The organism is Vibrio sp. Hep-1b-8, from assembly GCF_006124995.1.
In the GTDB taxonomy this organism is placed as follows: Bacteria; Pseudomonadota; Gammaproteobacteria; order Enterobacterales; family Vibrionaceae; genus Vibrio.
Genome location: NZ_QEWN01000003.1, coordinates 20168 through 35441, shown reverse-complemented (window position 1 = coordinate 35441; position 15274 = coordinate 20168). Strand labels below are relative to the sequence as shown.

The window sequence follows — 15274 nt, the reverse complement described above, 5'->3', positions numbered from 1 at the left end:
CCGTGCGATATATAAGAGGTGTGAATGTCAAAGCTCGGATTTATAGCGTTGACGTTATTTTCGTCATCTGCATTGGCTGAATGCGAGATCTATTCCTCGACTCAATCAGTCATGTTTGGAAAAACACAGGGGCTTTGTGTCTCCTTGCTCCAAGGTATTGAATATACGACAAAATCGCTTGAATCATTCAATGATCTAACCACCAGTGATAACCAAGATTACAGTGAATATTGGGCGGATTGGAGTATGAGTGAAGAGGTTAACCCGATCTTGAGCCGCAGTTTGGCCTCTAACTATGTCGGTATCGGAGTATGGGTACCCAGTGAACTCGAGCAACAGTTAGAGTCTATGAGTGCCGAAGAGTGGCTAAAAAGTCACGGATTGTTACTGAGCTTGGGATTTGGTGACATGAATTCAGGTAAACCAAGAATGAGGCTCGATTATCGCTGGCACGAAAAATACGATGGCGATGTCGTTATGCAAGTCGAGTTACCCTTCTAACACCGACAACACTTCACCGCCAACATTACTAGCCGTTTGACACTTGCTGCTGTTCGCTACGTTCAAATTTTTTGCTAACCAGTACCTCTGGTGTTTCAGGACGCGAAAAATAGTATCCTTGAATGAGCGGACACCCCATCGCCGTCAACTTGTCCAACGCTTCTTGATCTTCTACCCCTTCAGCCACGAGCGATACGCCAAGCTGGTTAGCAAGCTGAACGATCAACCACACAACCCGTTCCGCAGTCTCGTTAGTTAGCATGTTCTTGATGAAGGTCGCGTCAATTTTGATGCAGTCGATAGGATAACTGTGAATATAGTTAAGGCTCGAATAGCCAGTGCCGAAATCATCTAACGCGACCTTAAACCCGAGTACACGCAGCTTATTGAGGATCTCTTTCACTTCTTCCGTCTGTGAGAGCAGCACGGTTTCAGTTAGCTCAATCGTAAAATCTTGTGGCGCAAAGTCATACTTACGAATGGTTGTAAGTATGTGCTGAAGATAACGAGTCGAGTTGTTGAGCTCATGCGCTGAACAGTTAATCCCCAACTTGACGTTATGACCTAATCCCTGTTCCAGCTTTTGTTTTGCTTGGCATGCCAGCTCGACTATTCGCTCACCAAGTTCCACAATTAATCCTGACTGTTCGGCTGCTTCAATAAATTCGATCGGATATATTGGGCCGAGTGTTTTACTTTGCCAACGAGCCAGAATTTCAAAGTAGTTCCACTGGCTACTGCGCAAATCGACTATCGGTTGAGCGACAACATAGATCTCGCTCTGGCTGAGGCATTTTATCTCCAGCTCTTGACGAAGGGCGTCGATCACTAAAGCGCGGCGATAATATTGAGCGCTCAAATGAGTATCGTAGCATTGAATATGGGTATGACGAGATTGTTTACAGTCTTTCAGAGCCAAGCTTGCATTAAGGATTATCTGATCTGAGCTAATGTTGTGCCCGTTGTTTCTTGCCAGACCGATGCTGACACTGAACTTGATGTTGTGCGCTGGATCTTTGTAGCCTTTCTCTAAATTTTCAATCAGAGCGTAACACAGTTCGAAAGGATCACCGGACAGCGTGATAAAAGCAAATTCATCACCGGAAATACGAAATGCGAGTTGCTTGTCTTTGATGGTTTCTTTGATGGTATTGGCAACAAATTTAATTATCTGATCACCAATATAGTTACCATACAAGTCATTGATTGATTTGAAATTATCAATATCAATATAGGCTAGAGTAAAAGGTTCATTTTGCAGTTCATTTAGTCGTTCTAGTTTATCCGACAGAAAGCTACGGTTGAGAAGCCCAGTAAGATTGTCATGGGACACTTCGTAGCTCAGTTGCTCGACCAGTGTATCTGAACGAGCTGACAGCCATTTCGATCTCAAGCTATGAGCGATAAGGTTACCAAACAGCTTATGGTAATAAATGAGTTCATCACACTGGTTGCTATCTAGCGCGGTTGTGTAGGTGGACAGCAAAACACCCAGCACTTCACCGTTATGCGTCTTGAGCGGTACGGCAATGTAAGCCTCTATGCCGTGTTCAATAATGTACTGCTCTTGAGGATTTGCTTCATGGGCGTTACTTGCACATACGATGGAATCCTGCTCGGTTTTGGTGATTAAGGTACAGGTCGCTCGTGTCAGAGGTGAGGTGTAGTTCTCACGTAGTAACCGCTGATCACTTGAAGAAGCGAGCAAAGTGGGCTTTGAGGTAAATAGGTCTAGCTCGATCACACATGTACACAATGATGATGAGATACGACTCAGCTCAGACGTGGTTTTGTTGAGCAGATCTATCCCATCTAAACGTAACGTGGCATTGAGAGTCTCAACGCTCAGCGGAGCATGTTGATATATTGTCCTAACCATAACGTAGTAACTCACTCTTATTGTGAACTTTGCCACTTATTTATTGATCGGGGTTACAAACTAAATATGGTATGAGATGCATACTATTGCAAATGAATAATCCAAATGACGTGCGTTTGGAGCTAACTTCTTGACCTTTAGATAATCTTTCTTTCAAATAATCGAGAAACAGCTTAGTTCTTGTGTGCTGATAGTCCAGTTTCGGATAGTAAGCATAGATAGTTGCCTCATCAGCAGTGATGTCTGGAAAAATTCGCTATATTATCATTTGATAGTGGCCAATTTAAACTGATTTGAACCCACCCAAGCCGATGTTCAACTCTTAGTGACACTTTTCCTACTCGGTTTTGGGGCTTCTCAACTGTTTTACGGACCACTGTCGGATGCGATTGGGCGACGACCTGTTTTTATCATGGGTCAAGGCGTATATCTGGTTGGTACTGCGATATGTCTGATTTTCTCTCAGCATCTCCATTTGCTCATATTGGGAAGGTTGTTGCAAGGTTTAGGTGCCGGAAGTGCATCTGTGTTAGGTCGGAGTGTATTGAGAGATAGCTACGAAGGTGCACAGCTTACCAAAGCGTTGTCCTATATTTCCATTACGGCTTCTATTATGCCTATTGTTGCGCCATTTACTCTCTGCGGTGGCAATGGGAGCGGTGTTGATCGCGTCGAGAAAAGTGCCGTTAGTTCAGCAAGAGTTTGCTTGATAGATACTTGGGTATACAATGCCGGCAAACTCCTATCCAGAGAAGATGATCATGGAACACAAAGAATTTGAAGTATTGGTAAAAGCACTGTGTGAAAAAGAGACGCTACCGCAAGCATTAGAAGTGCTAAAAGCTTGTGATGATAGTGAAGTCGCAGAAGCTGCGGAATCATTGACAGGTCAGTTTGCTCTAGCTGAGGTGGAAGGTGCTAAGCGAATTTACCATGTAACAGTGCAAACCAACGAGCAGGGTGAAGAACAAGAGTTTGTTGAGCACGTCATGGATGAAGGTGATGATGTTATCCGTTTTGTGGCGTGGTTCTTTGACATTATGTTTGATGTGAAACGTAAAGACACGTACCTAATGGCGGGCAAAACATACCAACAGCCAAAGCGTTCTTAACTAAGACTTTAATGTGACCTATATCTTGTTTTTATTTTGTTTGTGATTAAAATCACAATCCTTATAACTGAGGAGAGACTCATGAATCACGAATTAGGCAACGCATATCTAGGTCAGATGATCGCAAAGCAAGCCATGCACGATGCACTTTATGGTAAGCCTAAAGCGAAGAAAACGTCATTCATCAAACGCATGATGAAAAAGATGGCCAAATAATCGCTGGCGTGAAATGGATTTTACAGTGGGTGAGGGGAGCGAGAGTTTTCTTCTCACTGACTAACACAAAGCCCTACCTTACTAGGTAGGGCTTTGTTGTAGATAACGAATATTATAAGGCGATGACGTTGTCAGGTACAGTATGGAGCCCTTTTTCTTCTAACCACGCTCCTAAGTTGTCTGAGCCACCGATGTAGTTGCCGTCAAGCCAGATTTGAGGCACGGTAACCGGCGTTTTTTCGCCGATAATCGCTTTGACTTCGGGGATCATTCGGTAGAGTGCTGCGCTGTCTTTTACCACGTCGAAATAGTGGTAATCGATGCCTGCATCCTCAAGCATTTTCTTAGCTTTCACACAGTAAGGACAGGTCGCCTTGCCATAAACGACATTGCCTTTAAGGGTATCGCGCTTAGTCCATTCCTGAATTACGGATTGAATCAAAACACCTCGATTCAAAGCTTCGCCTTGGCTGACCACCTTACCTTCCACCATTAAAATGGGTGCGTGCCATGCCCCAACTTTGAGCGGTTCCCACCAGTGCGATAACCAATCTTTAATCTCAAGTGTTACTGGTACACCTGCCAACTCATTCTCAAACGTGTCGGTAAGAATATCTTTCGTTAAGGTGCATTCACCACAGGGGATGTTGACCTTAAATAGCCCCCAGCTACCCGCCCAGCGATAGAGTGTCAATTTGATTGGTTCTGTCATAAAGGTGTCTCTCATTTATTCCTATGACTGATAAGAACGGCCAAGTTCGACATTTCTTTCAGCGAGCTGATTTTTTTGGTTTCCCAACGAGTAATAAACGCGACCGATGCAATGATAATGGCTGCACCAAGCCAAAGTCGGCCCGGTGGCACCCAACTGAACACTAGCCATCCCGCCAAGACGTTGAGCGGCAACTTGGCATGATCAAACGGCTGAACAAACGAGGCATCGGCAACCGAATACGCTTTAACAATAGCCCATTGAGCAAGAGCAGTCATTGCACCTGCGGCGATTAAAACCAGCCAGATCGTGCCACCAACGGGCGTTTGCCAGTCTGGAAGCGCGAGCAAAATGTTGAATGGAGTAATCAGGACTAGTAAGTAGACCACCATAGTAGAAGGTGAGTCGTCAGAAGAGAGCTTTTTCACCATTAGTGAGTAGCACGCCCAGAAGAAGGCGGCACCAACAGGCAGCAGTGTTGCCCAACTGAAATCATCGGCCCAAGGCTCCAGAATGATCATGGCACCAACAAAGCCAGTTAACGTCGCGCCCCATCGAGCAACGCCAACCTTTTCTTTCAAAAATAAGCCTGAACCAACGGTTGCAAAAAGAGGTGAGGTCATCAACAGTGCGATGCCTTGCCAAATAGGGACAGGATAGGCTAATGCCCACAGCCATAGCTGGATACCAATCACCGACAAAAACACACGGAAGATATGCATCCCAAGATTCTGGGTTCGCAGCGACCGACGAATGCCTAGCGTTTTAAGATAAGGGAGAATAACGACCAAAGCGATGGCGTATTGAATCAACGCAACGGTGGTAGAAGAGAGACCAAAATTAATACTGGCAATCTGAGCTAAGCTGTTGACGATAGCAAACGCTAGGCCTGCTGTTAGCATCCAGCTTGCCCCTTGAATAGGGTGGTGGTTGTGGGTGGTCATGATATAACTATCTGAAAAATTGATAGGCTGAATCATACGACTTTCTAAGCGTAAGATCATCTGCGGAATGCGTATGATGGTGCAAGTTCATCGATGTTTCAGCCCGTTTTGATGTCGTTACGATTTCTTGTTTAGCGTATAGACGGAAAAGACCACCAGCACCAGACCAATCGCATGCCAAGGGGTAAAGAGTTCATCGAGAACGACAACCGCGAGGCCTGCGGTAACGGCAGGGCCAATGTTGCTGGTCAGGCTTAAGCTTGTTGGCGTTAAACGTGCCATGGCCGCGGCAATCAAATAAGACGGTAGCACGGTACAGAATATACCGAGAATAATACCTGTCGTGATGAGCTCTTGTGACCATTGGGTCACTTCACTACCACTCAACAGCAGGTGGAGAATAATGGCAAGCCCTGCGCAACCCATACCGATACTGGTAAAGAGAGAACTTCCTAGCTGAGTAATAAGAGGCTTACTCCATACTAGGTAGAAGGCGAATACCAGCGCCGAACTAATCGCAAGCGCGCTCCCCAGTACGACGGAATGACCCACCGTACTGAAATCATGGACAACAATAACACTGATCCCTGCGTAGCCAGTTACAGCAGAAAGAACAACATTACGATGTGGCTTCTGCCCATATAGACACCAGCTAATTAGAACGACAAAAGTAGGGAAAAGAAAGATAAGCAATCGTTCTAATTGCGCAGAAATAAATTCAAGTGACGAGATATCTAGAAAGCTCGCTAGGTAGTAGCCCATCACGCCAATTAATGCGGCTTTGGCTCCGTGTTGTTTTACTTTTATCCGATTTCCAGCACTGCGACATAAGAGCACCAGCGTAACCAGATAGAGAGGCAGAGAGCTGAATGCACGGAGCGACATAATTGACGTCGCATCGCCGCCATATTGGTAGGCAATTTTGATCAGGATGGGCTTGATAGAAAATAGTATACATCCGGCGAGCGCCAACAGAATTCCGCTCTGAGATAGAGAGTCGGGGACGGTAGTTTGCGTTTGTTCAGTCATGTTGCTCGTATCCTTGGTGAGTGATTTTAGGGCTACGAGAAAGTGGAGTTCTGGCTACGTTTCTCGCAGCCAGACATAGTGATACCTACCGGCTACTGGCATTAGGGAGAAGAAGCCAAAGGTAAGTAAACACGAATTTCATAATCGATCCTTAGTGGTGATTATTTAGACTATCTAGGTTGATTACAGAATGCAAACCTTTATCACGGAGTCACGGCACGTTGCTCTAACTGATTGAGTACTTTATGGAACATCATCCATGCACAGATGCCAGCGAGAATATTGCCACCAAAGGCTCCCCAGAAAAGCCCTTCGATCCCTCCGAGTTGCGCTCCGAGCCACAAACACGGTAGGAAAAAGGCAAATAACCTAAGCGCAGAAATCGTCAACGCGGTGTAAGAACGACCAAGTGCGTTGGAGATGGATACCATCAGCATACAGATCCCTAAAGGACCAAGACTAAAGGGAACGATCATTAGGTGGTAATTAAGAATGCTCTCTACTGCGGAGTCGCTGGTCATCAGTTGTGCTAAAAACAGCGATGCGAATAGCGTGATGACAGCGATAAGCAGTTGGAAACTGATAACAAACTTAGATGCAATAGCAACCAGTTTGCGAATGTCGGCGAGATTGTTGGCTCCCAGCAACTTGCCGACCATAGGGGGCATAGACATGGTGAGCGCCAAGACCGAAACGATGGCAAAGAACTCAAAGCGTGAACCTAACGCCCAAGCGGCGACCGCTGCTGTACCATAGCTTGCAAGTAGCTTGGTTGCGAGCATCGATGAGAGAGGTGGAAGCAGTTGACTGATCATCGCAGGCCCCATGATATGGCCGATTGAGCGAACACTTTTAGCAACATCGAGATCTCTCCAGTCGAAGCTCAGCCACTGTTTAGCGGCAACTTTTGGTGCGACGACCACTAGACCGATACCAAATGCCACAATGGTTGCGATAGCCGCACCATCAATACCGAGATCTAACGTAAAGATGAAAATTGGATCTAGGATCAGGTTGAGCAAACTGGTGACCATCATCATGGTGCCTGGGAGCATGGTGTTTCCGTTGGCTCGGCAAAGACTGTAGAAGAAGTAGAGTACTGCACCTGTCCAAGAGCTTACCAACCAGTAGATCCAATAGCTATCAATGATAGGTAATACACTTTCAGGGGCACTGAGTAACGCTAAAATGGGCTCTCGGAGTAGATAGATCAGCACTGAAAACACGGCGACACCAACACTACCGATGACGATGACTAATCCACCAAGTTGTCTGGCGTATTTTGGCTGGCTAGCGCCAATTGCTTTGGCGATAACGGCAGTGGTTGCGATACCTAGACCAACTTGAATACCAATAATGACCATTTGCAGTGGAAGTGTGAAACCTTGTGCCGCCAGTGGCAGAATACCGAGCTGACCGATGAACGCACTGTCTACTAGCTGAAAGCTCATAATCGACAGCACACCGAACAGCATTGGCCACGTCATTTTAAATAGCTGTTGCCCAAGAGAAGGGGATGAATCAAGAGTTTTTGCAGTCATAGCCAAGCCATTGTGTTAGGTTTTTATAACGAATCAATAGATAAACCGAGGCGATAGACCTCGGTTTGATTTGTTGTTTTTAATACATCGTTACTTACCAGACAAAATTCAAGGGTAAGTGTGATTTATTTCACTTTGTTGCTATCGTTCAATTGCGTGTTGTTTCGTTTGATTGAGACAAGACAGACTCGAGTTCGTCAAGATGCTCTACGATCAGTGAAGCGTGTGCGCCAAATGGAGACGTTTTGCCGTGAGTGACAAGACACGAAGGCATATCAGCATTGTAGGCCGCCTGAAGATCGTAGAGATAATCACCCACATAGAGAATTTCATGGCGTTCAAGTTGCCATTCATCGGCTAAAGCGATCAGTGACTCTGGGTTCGGTTTGGGCGGAAAGTGCTCGCGGGTGATCAGCCGAGAGATATTGAGCTGGTTATGCTTGATTTTGATTTGAGCGGCCTGAGCACAATTTCGAGTAATAATAGCGGTATAAAGTTGATTGCTGTGAATGAATTCGATGAGGGACTGACTGCCAGGCATTAGCTGTGATTGCTGCGCGTCTTCAAGCTCATGTTGCAGGATGAGTGCGTGCGCATTGGCGTAAGCGTTGGCACATTCAAGTTGATCAACATAAGAGAGCAAGTCGGTATCTGAAGGACAACCAATTTGCTCTCTTAACCAGAAGAAATCCATGTCTGAGCTTACCAAGGTATTATCTAAATCAAACACAATGGCTTTGATATGCCGAATGTTCAATGGTTTGCATGACATGGAACCTACCTTATTTACGCGAACTCTTTCTCTAAGTAAGCAACGATATCTGATGATTCATACATCCATTGTACGTCACCGTCTTTTTCAATTCTTAGGCAAGGAACTTTCACTTTTCCACCCCCTGCTTCTAATTCTGCGCGGTGTGTTTGATCATTCTTTGCATCACGTAATTCAAACTTAACGGATTGACGCTTCATCGCTCGACGTACTTTGACACAAAACGGACACGCTTCGAATTGGTAGAGAGCCAATGATTGAGCTTTCTGATCGACCGCTTGCTGTTGTTCAGCATCACGCTTTATGCCTTTTGGTGAAAAAACAAAGTTGAGCAGCAGGATCACACGTCCTAAAAACCAGCGGATAAACTTCATAACAATCCTATTTGATGAACATTATATTATTGGCAGATGACTTTTTCGTTGCGTATTGTAACTGAGATGTAATCAATGTTGAATCTTAAACTCAGCCAATATTCACCTGATGTTTTTTGGTGACTTCGATACCTAGCCGTTTGGCAAGACGCGTTAAGTTGGCACGATCTGTCTTCAACTGACGTGCGGCTTTTGCCCAATTAAAATCAGCTTGAGTCAAGGCTGTGATAATCATGTGACGCTGATATTCTTCCGTTGACTCTCTTAGACCACGTGATAGCTCGAATTCTGGTGCTAGATGAGCCTGATTGATCTGAGTAAGGGCATTGCTCTCTTGCGTCGATTGCAGTTGGCCTATGTCTTCAACTGAAACGGTAATCAGTTTACCTCCTTGACCGCGAGCTCTCGCTTTTAGTGCGGCTCGGTTAATGACATGCTCCAATTCGCGGACATTACCCGGCCAGTTGTAGCGAGACAATAGGAGTTGAGCATCTTTGCCCAACTTAATCTGCACAATCCCCAGTTTGCGTCTAGCCTGCTCAAGGAAGTAACCAGCGAGCAGTACGATATCACCGTTGCGTTCACGAAGGGCGGGAACCGTGATTGGGTAGACACTGAGTCGATGATAGAGATCAGAACGGAAGTGGCCTGCAGAGACTTCTTCTTTTAGATCTCGGTTGGTCGCGGCGAGCACACGCACATCAATGTTCTCGACGTTGTCTTGTCCTACGGGCTGAATCTCATTATTTTGCAGAGCTCGAAGGATCTTGCTTTGCGCTGCAAGAGGAAGCTCACCAATCTCATCGAGAAATAGGGTGCCACCATCCGCTAACGCAAATTTTCCCAAACGTGATTTATCTGCGCCGGTAAAGGCGCCTTTCACGTGACCGAAGAGTTCGCTCTCGACAAGATTCTCAGGAATCGCAGCGCAGTTGACATAAACAAGAGGTTGTTTTCTGCGTGGTGACAAGTGGTGCAAACTGCGTGCAACCAGCTCTTTACCGACCCCCGTTTCCCCGTGGATCAGAATATTAAAGTTGGAAGGGGCAACCACCTCAATATCAGCCTTGAGGGCTTGCATTGCCTGACTGTCACCAATGATTTCTCCACCATCACGTTCCCATGCTTCTTCGTTCAGTTCCTCAAATCTTTGTTGAGTCTGTTTCGCTTGTTGTTCTAGTTGGCTAACGGTGAGAGCGACCTTGAGTGTTGAAGCCGCGATAGCCGAAAGGGCATCGAGACTGCGTTTAGGAAACTGCTCGAAGACCCCTGGCTTTAGACTATCAAGTGTAAGCACACCGAGGAGCTTGTCTGCATAGATAAGTGGTAGCCCCATACATGAGTGCATGGGCAGATCCCCATCATAGTCGAGTAGTAAATTATCAAAGGGATCGGGAAGATTGCTATTCGCATCAAACCTAACTGCGGTTTTCGACTCACAAATCAGGGCAAAACGAGGATGTTCGTCTATCTTAAAACGACGCCCTAGCGTGTCACGGGTCAACCCTTGCATCGCCAACGGGATAAGAGTATCTCCTTGTAATGAGAGCAGGGCGACACAGTCGCATTGGATGGCTTTACGAATAGCGTCGAGTAGATTATTGAATCGATCTTGGTCGTTATCACCGCGAGCGAGACCAATGGTCATGTCGATAAGGGTAGAAACAGAGATATCTTGCATAATAGCTAAAGGTAGAAACAGTTGAGCATCACATGATGTTGAATTAACCATATTGGTCGAGTTATTACAATATCAATGTGTCAAATTGACATTTTACAGGTGTGTTTATTTGACATGATATTGGTGATTAAAATGCGCTAAACCAAGTGTTTAGATACATTTTTGAAGTTGGCATTCTTCCTGCTATATCTGCTACGAACAAAATTAAAATAATGAGGAGAAAACTCGAATGCTCAACAATCAGCACATTGAAGTCGTAAAGAGTACAATTCCACTACTCGAATCAGCAGGTCCTGCATTGACCCAACATTTCTATCAAAGAATGTTTACTCACAACCCAGAACTGAAAGACATCTTCAATATGACCCACCAAAAAACCGGTCGTCAGGGCGTCGCCCTATTTGAAGCTGTGGCGGCGTACGCAAAGAATATTGATAATCTGCAAGTACTGACTTCTGCTGTCGAGCGCATTGCTCACAAACACACTAGTTTTAACATTCAAGCTGAACACTACCAGATTGTTGGCCATCACTTAATCGAAACACTACGTGAACTGGCCAGTGATGCCTTTACCCCTGAAGTTGAAGAAGCATGGACAGCGGCGTACCTGTTTTTGGCTCAGGTCTTTATCGATCGTGAAGGCGAACTTTATCTGCAACGCAAGCAGGCCGTTGGTGGTTGGGCCAACTCACGCAACTTCGTGGTTAAATCTAAGCAGCCGGAATCACAGTTTGTGACTAGTTTTGTTTTAGTACCTCAGGATGGTGGGGATGTTCTAACCTACCAACCAGGTCAATATGTGGGTATTGAATTAAAGCCTACAGAGGGCGAATACAACGAGATTCGCCAGTATTCGCTGTCGCAAAAGCCGAACGGCGTAGACTACCGTATTTCTGTTAAAAGAGAAGTGGGTGAGCATAAAGGTTTGGTATCAAACTACCTACATGATGAAGTACATGAAGGGGATGTGGTTCGCCTTTACCCACCAGCAGGTGATTTCTTCTACCAAGAGAAACAGCAACCAGTGGTGCTGATTTCCGCGGGTGTTGGTGCAACACCAATTCAGTCGATGATGCAGACATTAGCTGCGCAGAATAAGCAAGATGTCAGCGTGCTCTATGCGTGCAACACTGCACAGCAGCATACTTTCAAGGCGGATACGGAACGAGCTGTGAAAGATAACAACTGGAAGTCATTCACTTGGTATCTTGAAGAGGCCAATGCCGAGTTTCAAGGGGAGCTCAACGTAAGCCTGATTGCCGATCAACTACCTTTAGACAGTGCCGATTTTTATCTTTGTGGCCCTATCGGTTTTATGGAATCGGTAGTGCGTCAACTAGAGTCTCTTGGTGTAGACCGAGACCGAATCCACTATGAGGTATTTGGCCCTCATACTTACCTATAAAAAAATGGCCCTCGGTGAGGGCCATTTTTTATGAAGTCGAGTTGCCGAAGATGCGACGCAGCCAATCTATCAGGCCTGATTTCGCTTGAGTATTCTCAGCGGCGCGTTGCTTGCCGTGGTAGAAGCTTTCGAGAAACTGAGTGCGCAGATATTGAGGGTCTTGCTTGTTGAGCGTCGCGATCAAGTGAGCCGTATTGCCGGCATGATCATTGGCCAAACTGAAGTCCATCTTCAAATAGCCTTGAAGATAGAGCCACAGATGGGTAACGAGAATAAGTTGCTTGATGCCTTGCTGCTCAAATTTATCGGCGTGCTCCTGTCCGAGATTTGATACCAATACATCCTGCATTGCCTGAATCGATACAATTTGTGATTCGAGGGCTGAACTCTCTTTCATATGGGCTTTAGTGAGAACACCCAGCAGCCCATGTGTGGCGGGCTTATCTGGATTGCGTCTCCTTGCTTTAGCAAACAGTGACGCGTGGCGGCTGCAAAACTGCTCCCATGCTGAACAAGGTAGTGTGATTGCTGGGATAGAGTCGGCGTCAATGGCTTTAAGCGACAGCTCAAGTTCAGTCATTTGACTGCAAGCTCTTCAATGAGATTTCAAATGAGCCTTTGTCACAATCAACAAACAGGCTTTCACCAGTAATCATGACTGACAGATCCATACTGCGTTCAACAATTTCTGATAATGCTTCAATACCATCCCAATCAAACTGATAGATATTGGCGTTGTATTGATGTGCCTTGTTCTTAGTTTGTTCCCACCAAACATTAGATTTGCTGTTAAATGAAAACACATCAACGTTGGTGGCTAAGCGACACGCCTTTTTGATTCTGTCGAGCGAAGGCTCTCCAATATCAACCCAAAGCTGGATTTGGTCGTCTAAAGATTTGACCCACAGGTCTGGTTCTTCAGTGGTCGACAAGCCTTTGGTCAACGCTAAATCTGGCTGCCATTTAACACAGAAGGCCAGAATTCGCGCCATCATTCTCGGAACGGTTTCTGACGGATGCTGAGCAACGGTAAGTTGCGTCGAGTCATACAGGTCACGGTTGGTATCTGAAAGTGAAATACGGAATTTGTAGATAGTCGGTTTAAGAGCCATGTATTTTCAAGGGTTCCAAATGATTGAAGTGTACTATAGGTGTACCGCTGAGGCTTTTCTTATAGTAAAACGTTAATGGAATTCACTATACAGCAGTCCCCGAGAGAACGGGAGCATAACCGATTGTTTATTAATTCAATTACACAGGTGGAATTCGGGACTCATTCACATGGCGTGAGTGCAGATCTGTTTTATCCGTAGTCACTGTCTCCTTGGCGCATCTTATAAATTTTGCCTCTGCTTTCGAGTGGCACTGACCATCCACGTAAATAGTGCTCTCTAACAGATACAATCCACGTCGATGTTTTATGCATATCGCTTCAACTCGAAGCAATGTGTTGAGAGGAATGGGGTGTATAAAGCGCACATCAAGTTGTGCTGTCATAGCACAGACATGCTGAGAGAATAAGCAGTGAGTCATGGCGGTATCATGTAAAGCGCTAATGGCACCGCCTTGCATTACCCCTTGGTAGCCTTGAGCAGCTTCTGTTGCTACAATTTCGCCCTGTACACCACCGTTTGGCATCGCGATAAAGTGAATCTTGGTATGGTGGTTGAAAAAAGGCTGGCAACATATAGCGCACTGTTGATGATTTTTGGGTTTGTGAATAGTCATAAAATACCGCAAAGTTAGAGAGCAACATTGAGCCCATAAAACGTAAAGGGGAACAAAGTGGCGAGGCCAAAAATAAAGCGAAACATATGTGGCAGAGCAAGTTACGAATGCTTTAAACCCAATGGGGTACCGCTTTCTCAGCTCGAAAAAATCGAGTTATTTGAGGATGAACTCGAAGCGTTGCGTCTAGCTGATTTGGATGGTTTAAGCCAATTGGAAGCGGCAACGCTCATGAAGGTATCAAGACAAACTTTTGCTAATATTGTTAAGCGTGCACGTAGTAAAGTAGCGCAGAGCTTAGTGCATGGTCATGCGTTGATATTGGCTAGTGAACAATAGCTCCTACTGAGTTCGGCTCTTCAATTTGGTATAATTTGCGCGAATGTTGAGCGCAGATTTCTACGCAGTTGCATTCTCTTTCTATCTCTATAGTGGCAAGACCGCCACAGCTCCCCTGTATCGGATGGCGTTTTAATACGACTCCCATCGCCTTAGGTGACAACTTGCTGGCCCTTGCTTGTTTGTTCGCTGATATAGAGTGAGTAGTGCAATCTCCTGAGCAAGTTGCGTTGTGCTTTTTGACTGAAGGGCGCGCAAAATTAATGTCGGTAATGGGCTTCAACACGTTGGTATCAAACCGTTCAAGGTCGAACTGGCGCGGTGCAGCTAGCACAGTGACATGCATTTTAAATAGAGTGTTAAGCATATTGGTTCCAATAGAGCGAACGATGACAGCGTCGATATTGTTCTCCTGTACAACACTTTGCCAATATTTTTTACGCTCACAACACGCTGAAGAAGAGGGTAAGTCAAGCACGCGCTTGGTTTGTTCCTTGCTATCCCAAAGCATGATATGAGGGGCTTTAGAGAAGTGATTGTGAACAGACGCTCCGTGGTATGGGATCGCGAATAACATAGTAAACTCCTTATCTTGTGACAGAGACACTATAGTATTAATTTTTAGCATATGCCAATAACTAATAATGAGAAATTAAGATCCACTGAGTGGTGTTGTGAGGAAGAATTGTGTCTCTCAGGCAGGGTGAGATAGGAGGCGCGTTAGCAGAGTTTAGCGCTAGGGAAGTTCAATGGTATGGGCATATTTAGGGTATAAAAATAGCCAGCTTGAAGCTGGCTATCGAAAAACTGTGGTACTTAACAATTAAAGTACTTTGATGTTCTCAGCTTGAGGACCTTTTTGGCCTTGAGATACTACGAACTCAACTTTTTGGCCTTCTACTAGAGTACGGAAACCGTCGCCAGTGATTGCAGAGAAGTGTGCAAAAACGTCTGGACCGTTTTCTTGTTGAATGAAACCGAAACCTTTAGTTTCGTTGAACCATTTAACTGTACCAGTAACAGTGTTAGACATAATGTATA

18 protein-coding genes and 3 pseudogenes are annotated in these 15274 nt (G+C 45.4%); 6 read left to right on the top strand and 15 right to left on the bottom strand.

The features are described 5' to 3' along the window. The first annotated feature begins 24 nt into the window (after window positions 1–24). The gene (locus DA100_RS01540; protein ID WP_138970542.1) at window positions 25–501 is read left to right on the top strand and encodes a hypothetical protein; all 477 of its coding nucleotides are present in this window, start codon (window positions 25–27) and stop codon (window positions 499–501) included. Between the two features lie 28 nt (window positions 502–529). On the opposite strand, the gene DA100_RS01535 is transcribed toward DA100_RS01540, so the two are convergent. Together DA100_RS01535 and DA100_RS01530 are read right to left on the bottom strand one after the other, a co-directional pair. Then, entirely contained in the window at window positions 530–2380 is a 1851-nt protein-coding gene (locus DA100_RS01535; protein WP_138970541.1) for a GGDEF domain-containing protein, read from the bottom strand. Window positions 2381–2516: 136 nt separating this feature from the next. Continuing rightward, a pseudogene (locus DA100_RS01530) lies at window positions 2517–2633 on the bottom strand (LysR family transcriptional regulator); the annotation flags it as partial. 15 nt (window positions 2634–2648) lie between these two features. Between DA100_RS01530 and DA100_RS01525 the strand changes: the two are divergent. The 3 genes and pseudogenes from DA100_RS01525 to DA100_RS21470 all read left to right on the top strand — a co-directional run. After that, window positions 2649–3011 (top strand): annotated as a pseudogene (locus DA100_RS01525) (MFS transporter); the annotation flags it as partial. Between the two features lie 130 nt (window positions 3012–3141). Continuing rightward, complete coding sequence (locus DA100_RS01520) at window positions 3142–3492, top strand: hypothetical protein (protein WP_138970540.1); 351 nt, start codon at window positions 3142–3144, stop codon at window positions 3490–3492. Between the two features lie 81 nt (window positions 3493–3573). Next, entirely contained in the window at window positions 3574–3708 is a 135-nt protein-coding gene (locus DA100_RS21470; protein ID WP_269375060.1) for a hypothetical protein, read from the top strand. A gap of 112 nt (window positions 3709–3820) precedes the next feature. Here the strand turns inward: DA100_RS21470 and DA100_RS01515 are convergent, their stop codons facing one another. The 7 genes from DA100_RS01515 to norR form a co-directional block, all read right to left on the bottom strand. After that, on the bottom strand, window positions 3821–4420 hold the full coding sequence (locus DA100_RS01515) for a glutaredoxin domain-containing protein (protein WP_138970539.1): 600 nt from the start codon (window positions 4418–4420) through the stop codon (window positions 3821–3823). 11 nt (window positions 4421–4431) lie between these two features. Then, window positions 4432–5364, bottom strand: a complete 933-nt coding sequence (locus DA100_RS01510) for a DMT family transporter (RefSeq protein ID WP_171052112.1) — start codon at window positions 5362–5364, stop codon at window positions 4432–4434. Window positions 5365–5481: 117 nt separating this feature from the next. Then, complete coding sequence (locus DA100_RS01505; RefSeq protein WP_138970537.1) at window positions 5482–6393, bottom strand: DMT family transporter; 912 nt, start codon at window positions 6391–6393, stop codon at window positions 5482–5484. A gap of 203 nt (window positions 6394–6596) precedes the next feature. Next, the gene (locus tag DA100_RS01500; protein ID WP_138970536.1) at window positions 6597–7934 is read right to left on the bottom strand and encodes an MATE family efflux transporter; all 1338 of its coding nucleotides are present in this window, start codon (window positions 7932–7934) and stop codon (window positions 6597–6599) included. A 148-nt stretch (window positions 7935–8082) separates the two neighbouring features. After that, window positions 8083–8706: an HAD-IA family hydrolase gene (locus tag DA100_RS01495; protein WP_138970535.1), complete on the bottom strand. Its 624-nt coding sequence runs from the start codon at window positions 8704–8706 to the stop codon at window positions 8083–8085. A gap of 14 nt (window positions 8707–8720) precedes the next feature. Next, window positions 8721–9080 (bottom strand): glutaredoxin domain-containing protein, encoded by a 360-nt coding sequence (locus tag DA100_RS01490; protein ID WP_138970534.1) that lies wholly within the window; start codon window positions 9078–9080, stop codon window positions 8721–8723. 91 nt (window positions 9081–9171) lie between these two features. Continuing rightward, a complete protein-coding gene (gene norR, locus DA100_RS01485; protein WP_138970599.1) occupies window positions 9172–10761 on the bottom strand; it encodes a nitric oxide reductase transcriptional regulator NorR in 1590 nt (529 codons plus the stop codon). A 229-nt stretch (window positions 10762–10990) separates the two neighbouring features. Here norR and hmpA point away from each other — a divergent pair, with 229 nt between their 5' ends. Then, on the top strand, window positions 10991–12166 hold the full coding sequence (gene hmpA / locus DA100_RS01480; RefSeq protein ID WP_138970533.1) for an NO-inducible flavohemoprotein: 1176 nt from the start codon (window positions 10991–10993) through the stop codon (window positions 12164–12166). Between the two features lie 28 nt (window positions 12167–12194). Here the strand turns inward: hmpA and DA100_RS01475 are convergent, their stop codons facing one another. The 3 genes from DA100_RS01475 to DA100_RS01465 all read right to left on the bottom strand — a co-directional run bounded on the left by DA100_RS01475 (window position 12195) and on the right by DA100_RS01465 (window position 13894). After that, window positions 12195–12746, bottom strand: a complete 552-nt coding sequence (locus DA100_RS01475; protein ID WP_138970532.1) for a hypothetical protein — start codon at window positions 12744–12746, stop codon at window positions 12195–12197. Continuing rightward, the gene (locus tag DA100_RS01470) at window positions 12739–13278 is read right to left on the bottom strand and encodes a YaeQ family protein (RefSeq protein WP_138970531.1); all 540 of its coding nucleotides are present in this window, start codon (window positions 13276–13278) and stop codon (window positions 12739–12741) included. Before DA100_RS01470 ends, DA100_RS01475 begins: the two co-directional genes overlap by 8 nt. Window positions 13279–13417: 139 nt before the next feature. Further along, entirely contained in the window at window positions 13418–13894 is a 477-nt protein-coding gene (locus tag DA100_RS01465; RefSeq protein ID WP_138970530.1) for a PaaI family thioesterase, read from the bottom strand. A 57-nt stretch (window positions 13895–13951) separates the two neighbouring features. On the opposite strand from DA100_RS01465, the gene DA100_RS01460 reads away from it, so the two are divergent. Beyond that, the gene (locus DA100_RS01460) at window positions 13952–14233 is read left to right on the top strand and encodes a DUF134 domain-containing protein (protein WP_138970529.1); all 282 of its coding nucleotides are present in this window, start codon (window positions 13952–13954) and stop codon (window positions 14231–14233) included. On the opposite strand, the gene nqrM is transcribed toward DA100_RS01460, so the two are convergent. The 3 genes and pseudogenes from nqrM to DA100_RS01450 form a co-directional block, all read right to left on the bottom strand. Beyond that, window positions 14220–14381 carry a (Na+)-NQR maturation NqrM gene (nqrM, locus tag DA100_RS21210; RefSeq protein ID WP_240800863.1) on the bottom strand — a complete coding sequence of 54 codons (162 nt, stop codon included), beginning with the start codon at window positions 14379–14381 and terminating at the stop codon, window positions 14220–14222. The two genes, DA100_RS01460 and nqrM, sit on opposite strands and share 14 nt — an antisense overlap. Window positions 14382–14567: 186 nt before the next feature. Beyond that, a pseudogene (locus DA100_RS21465) lies at window positions 14568–14810 on the bottom strand (NifB/NifX family molybdenum-iron cluster-binding protein); the annotation flags it as partial. A gap of 246 nt (window positions 14811–15056) precedes the next feature. Then, entirely contained in the window at window positions 15057–15266 is a 210-nt protein-coding gene (locus tag DA100_RS01450; protein ID WP_038204438.1) for a cold-shock protein, read from the bottom strand. Window positions 15267–15274: the final 8 nt, after the last annotated feature.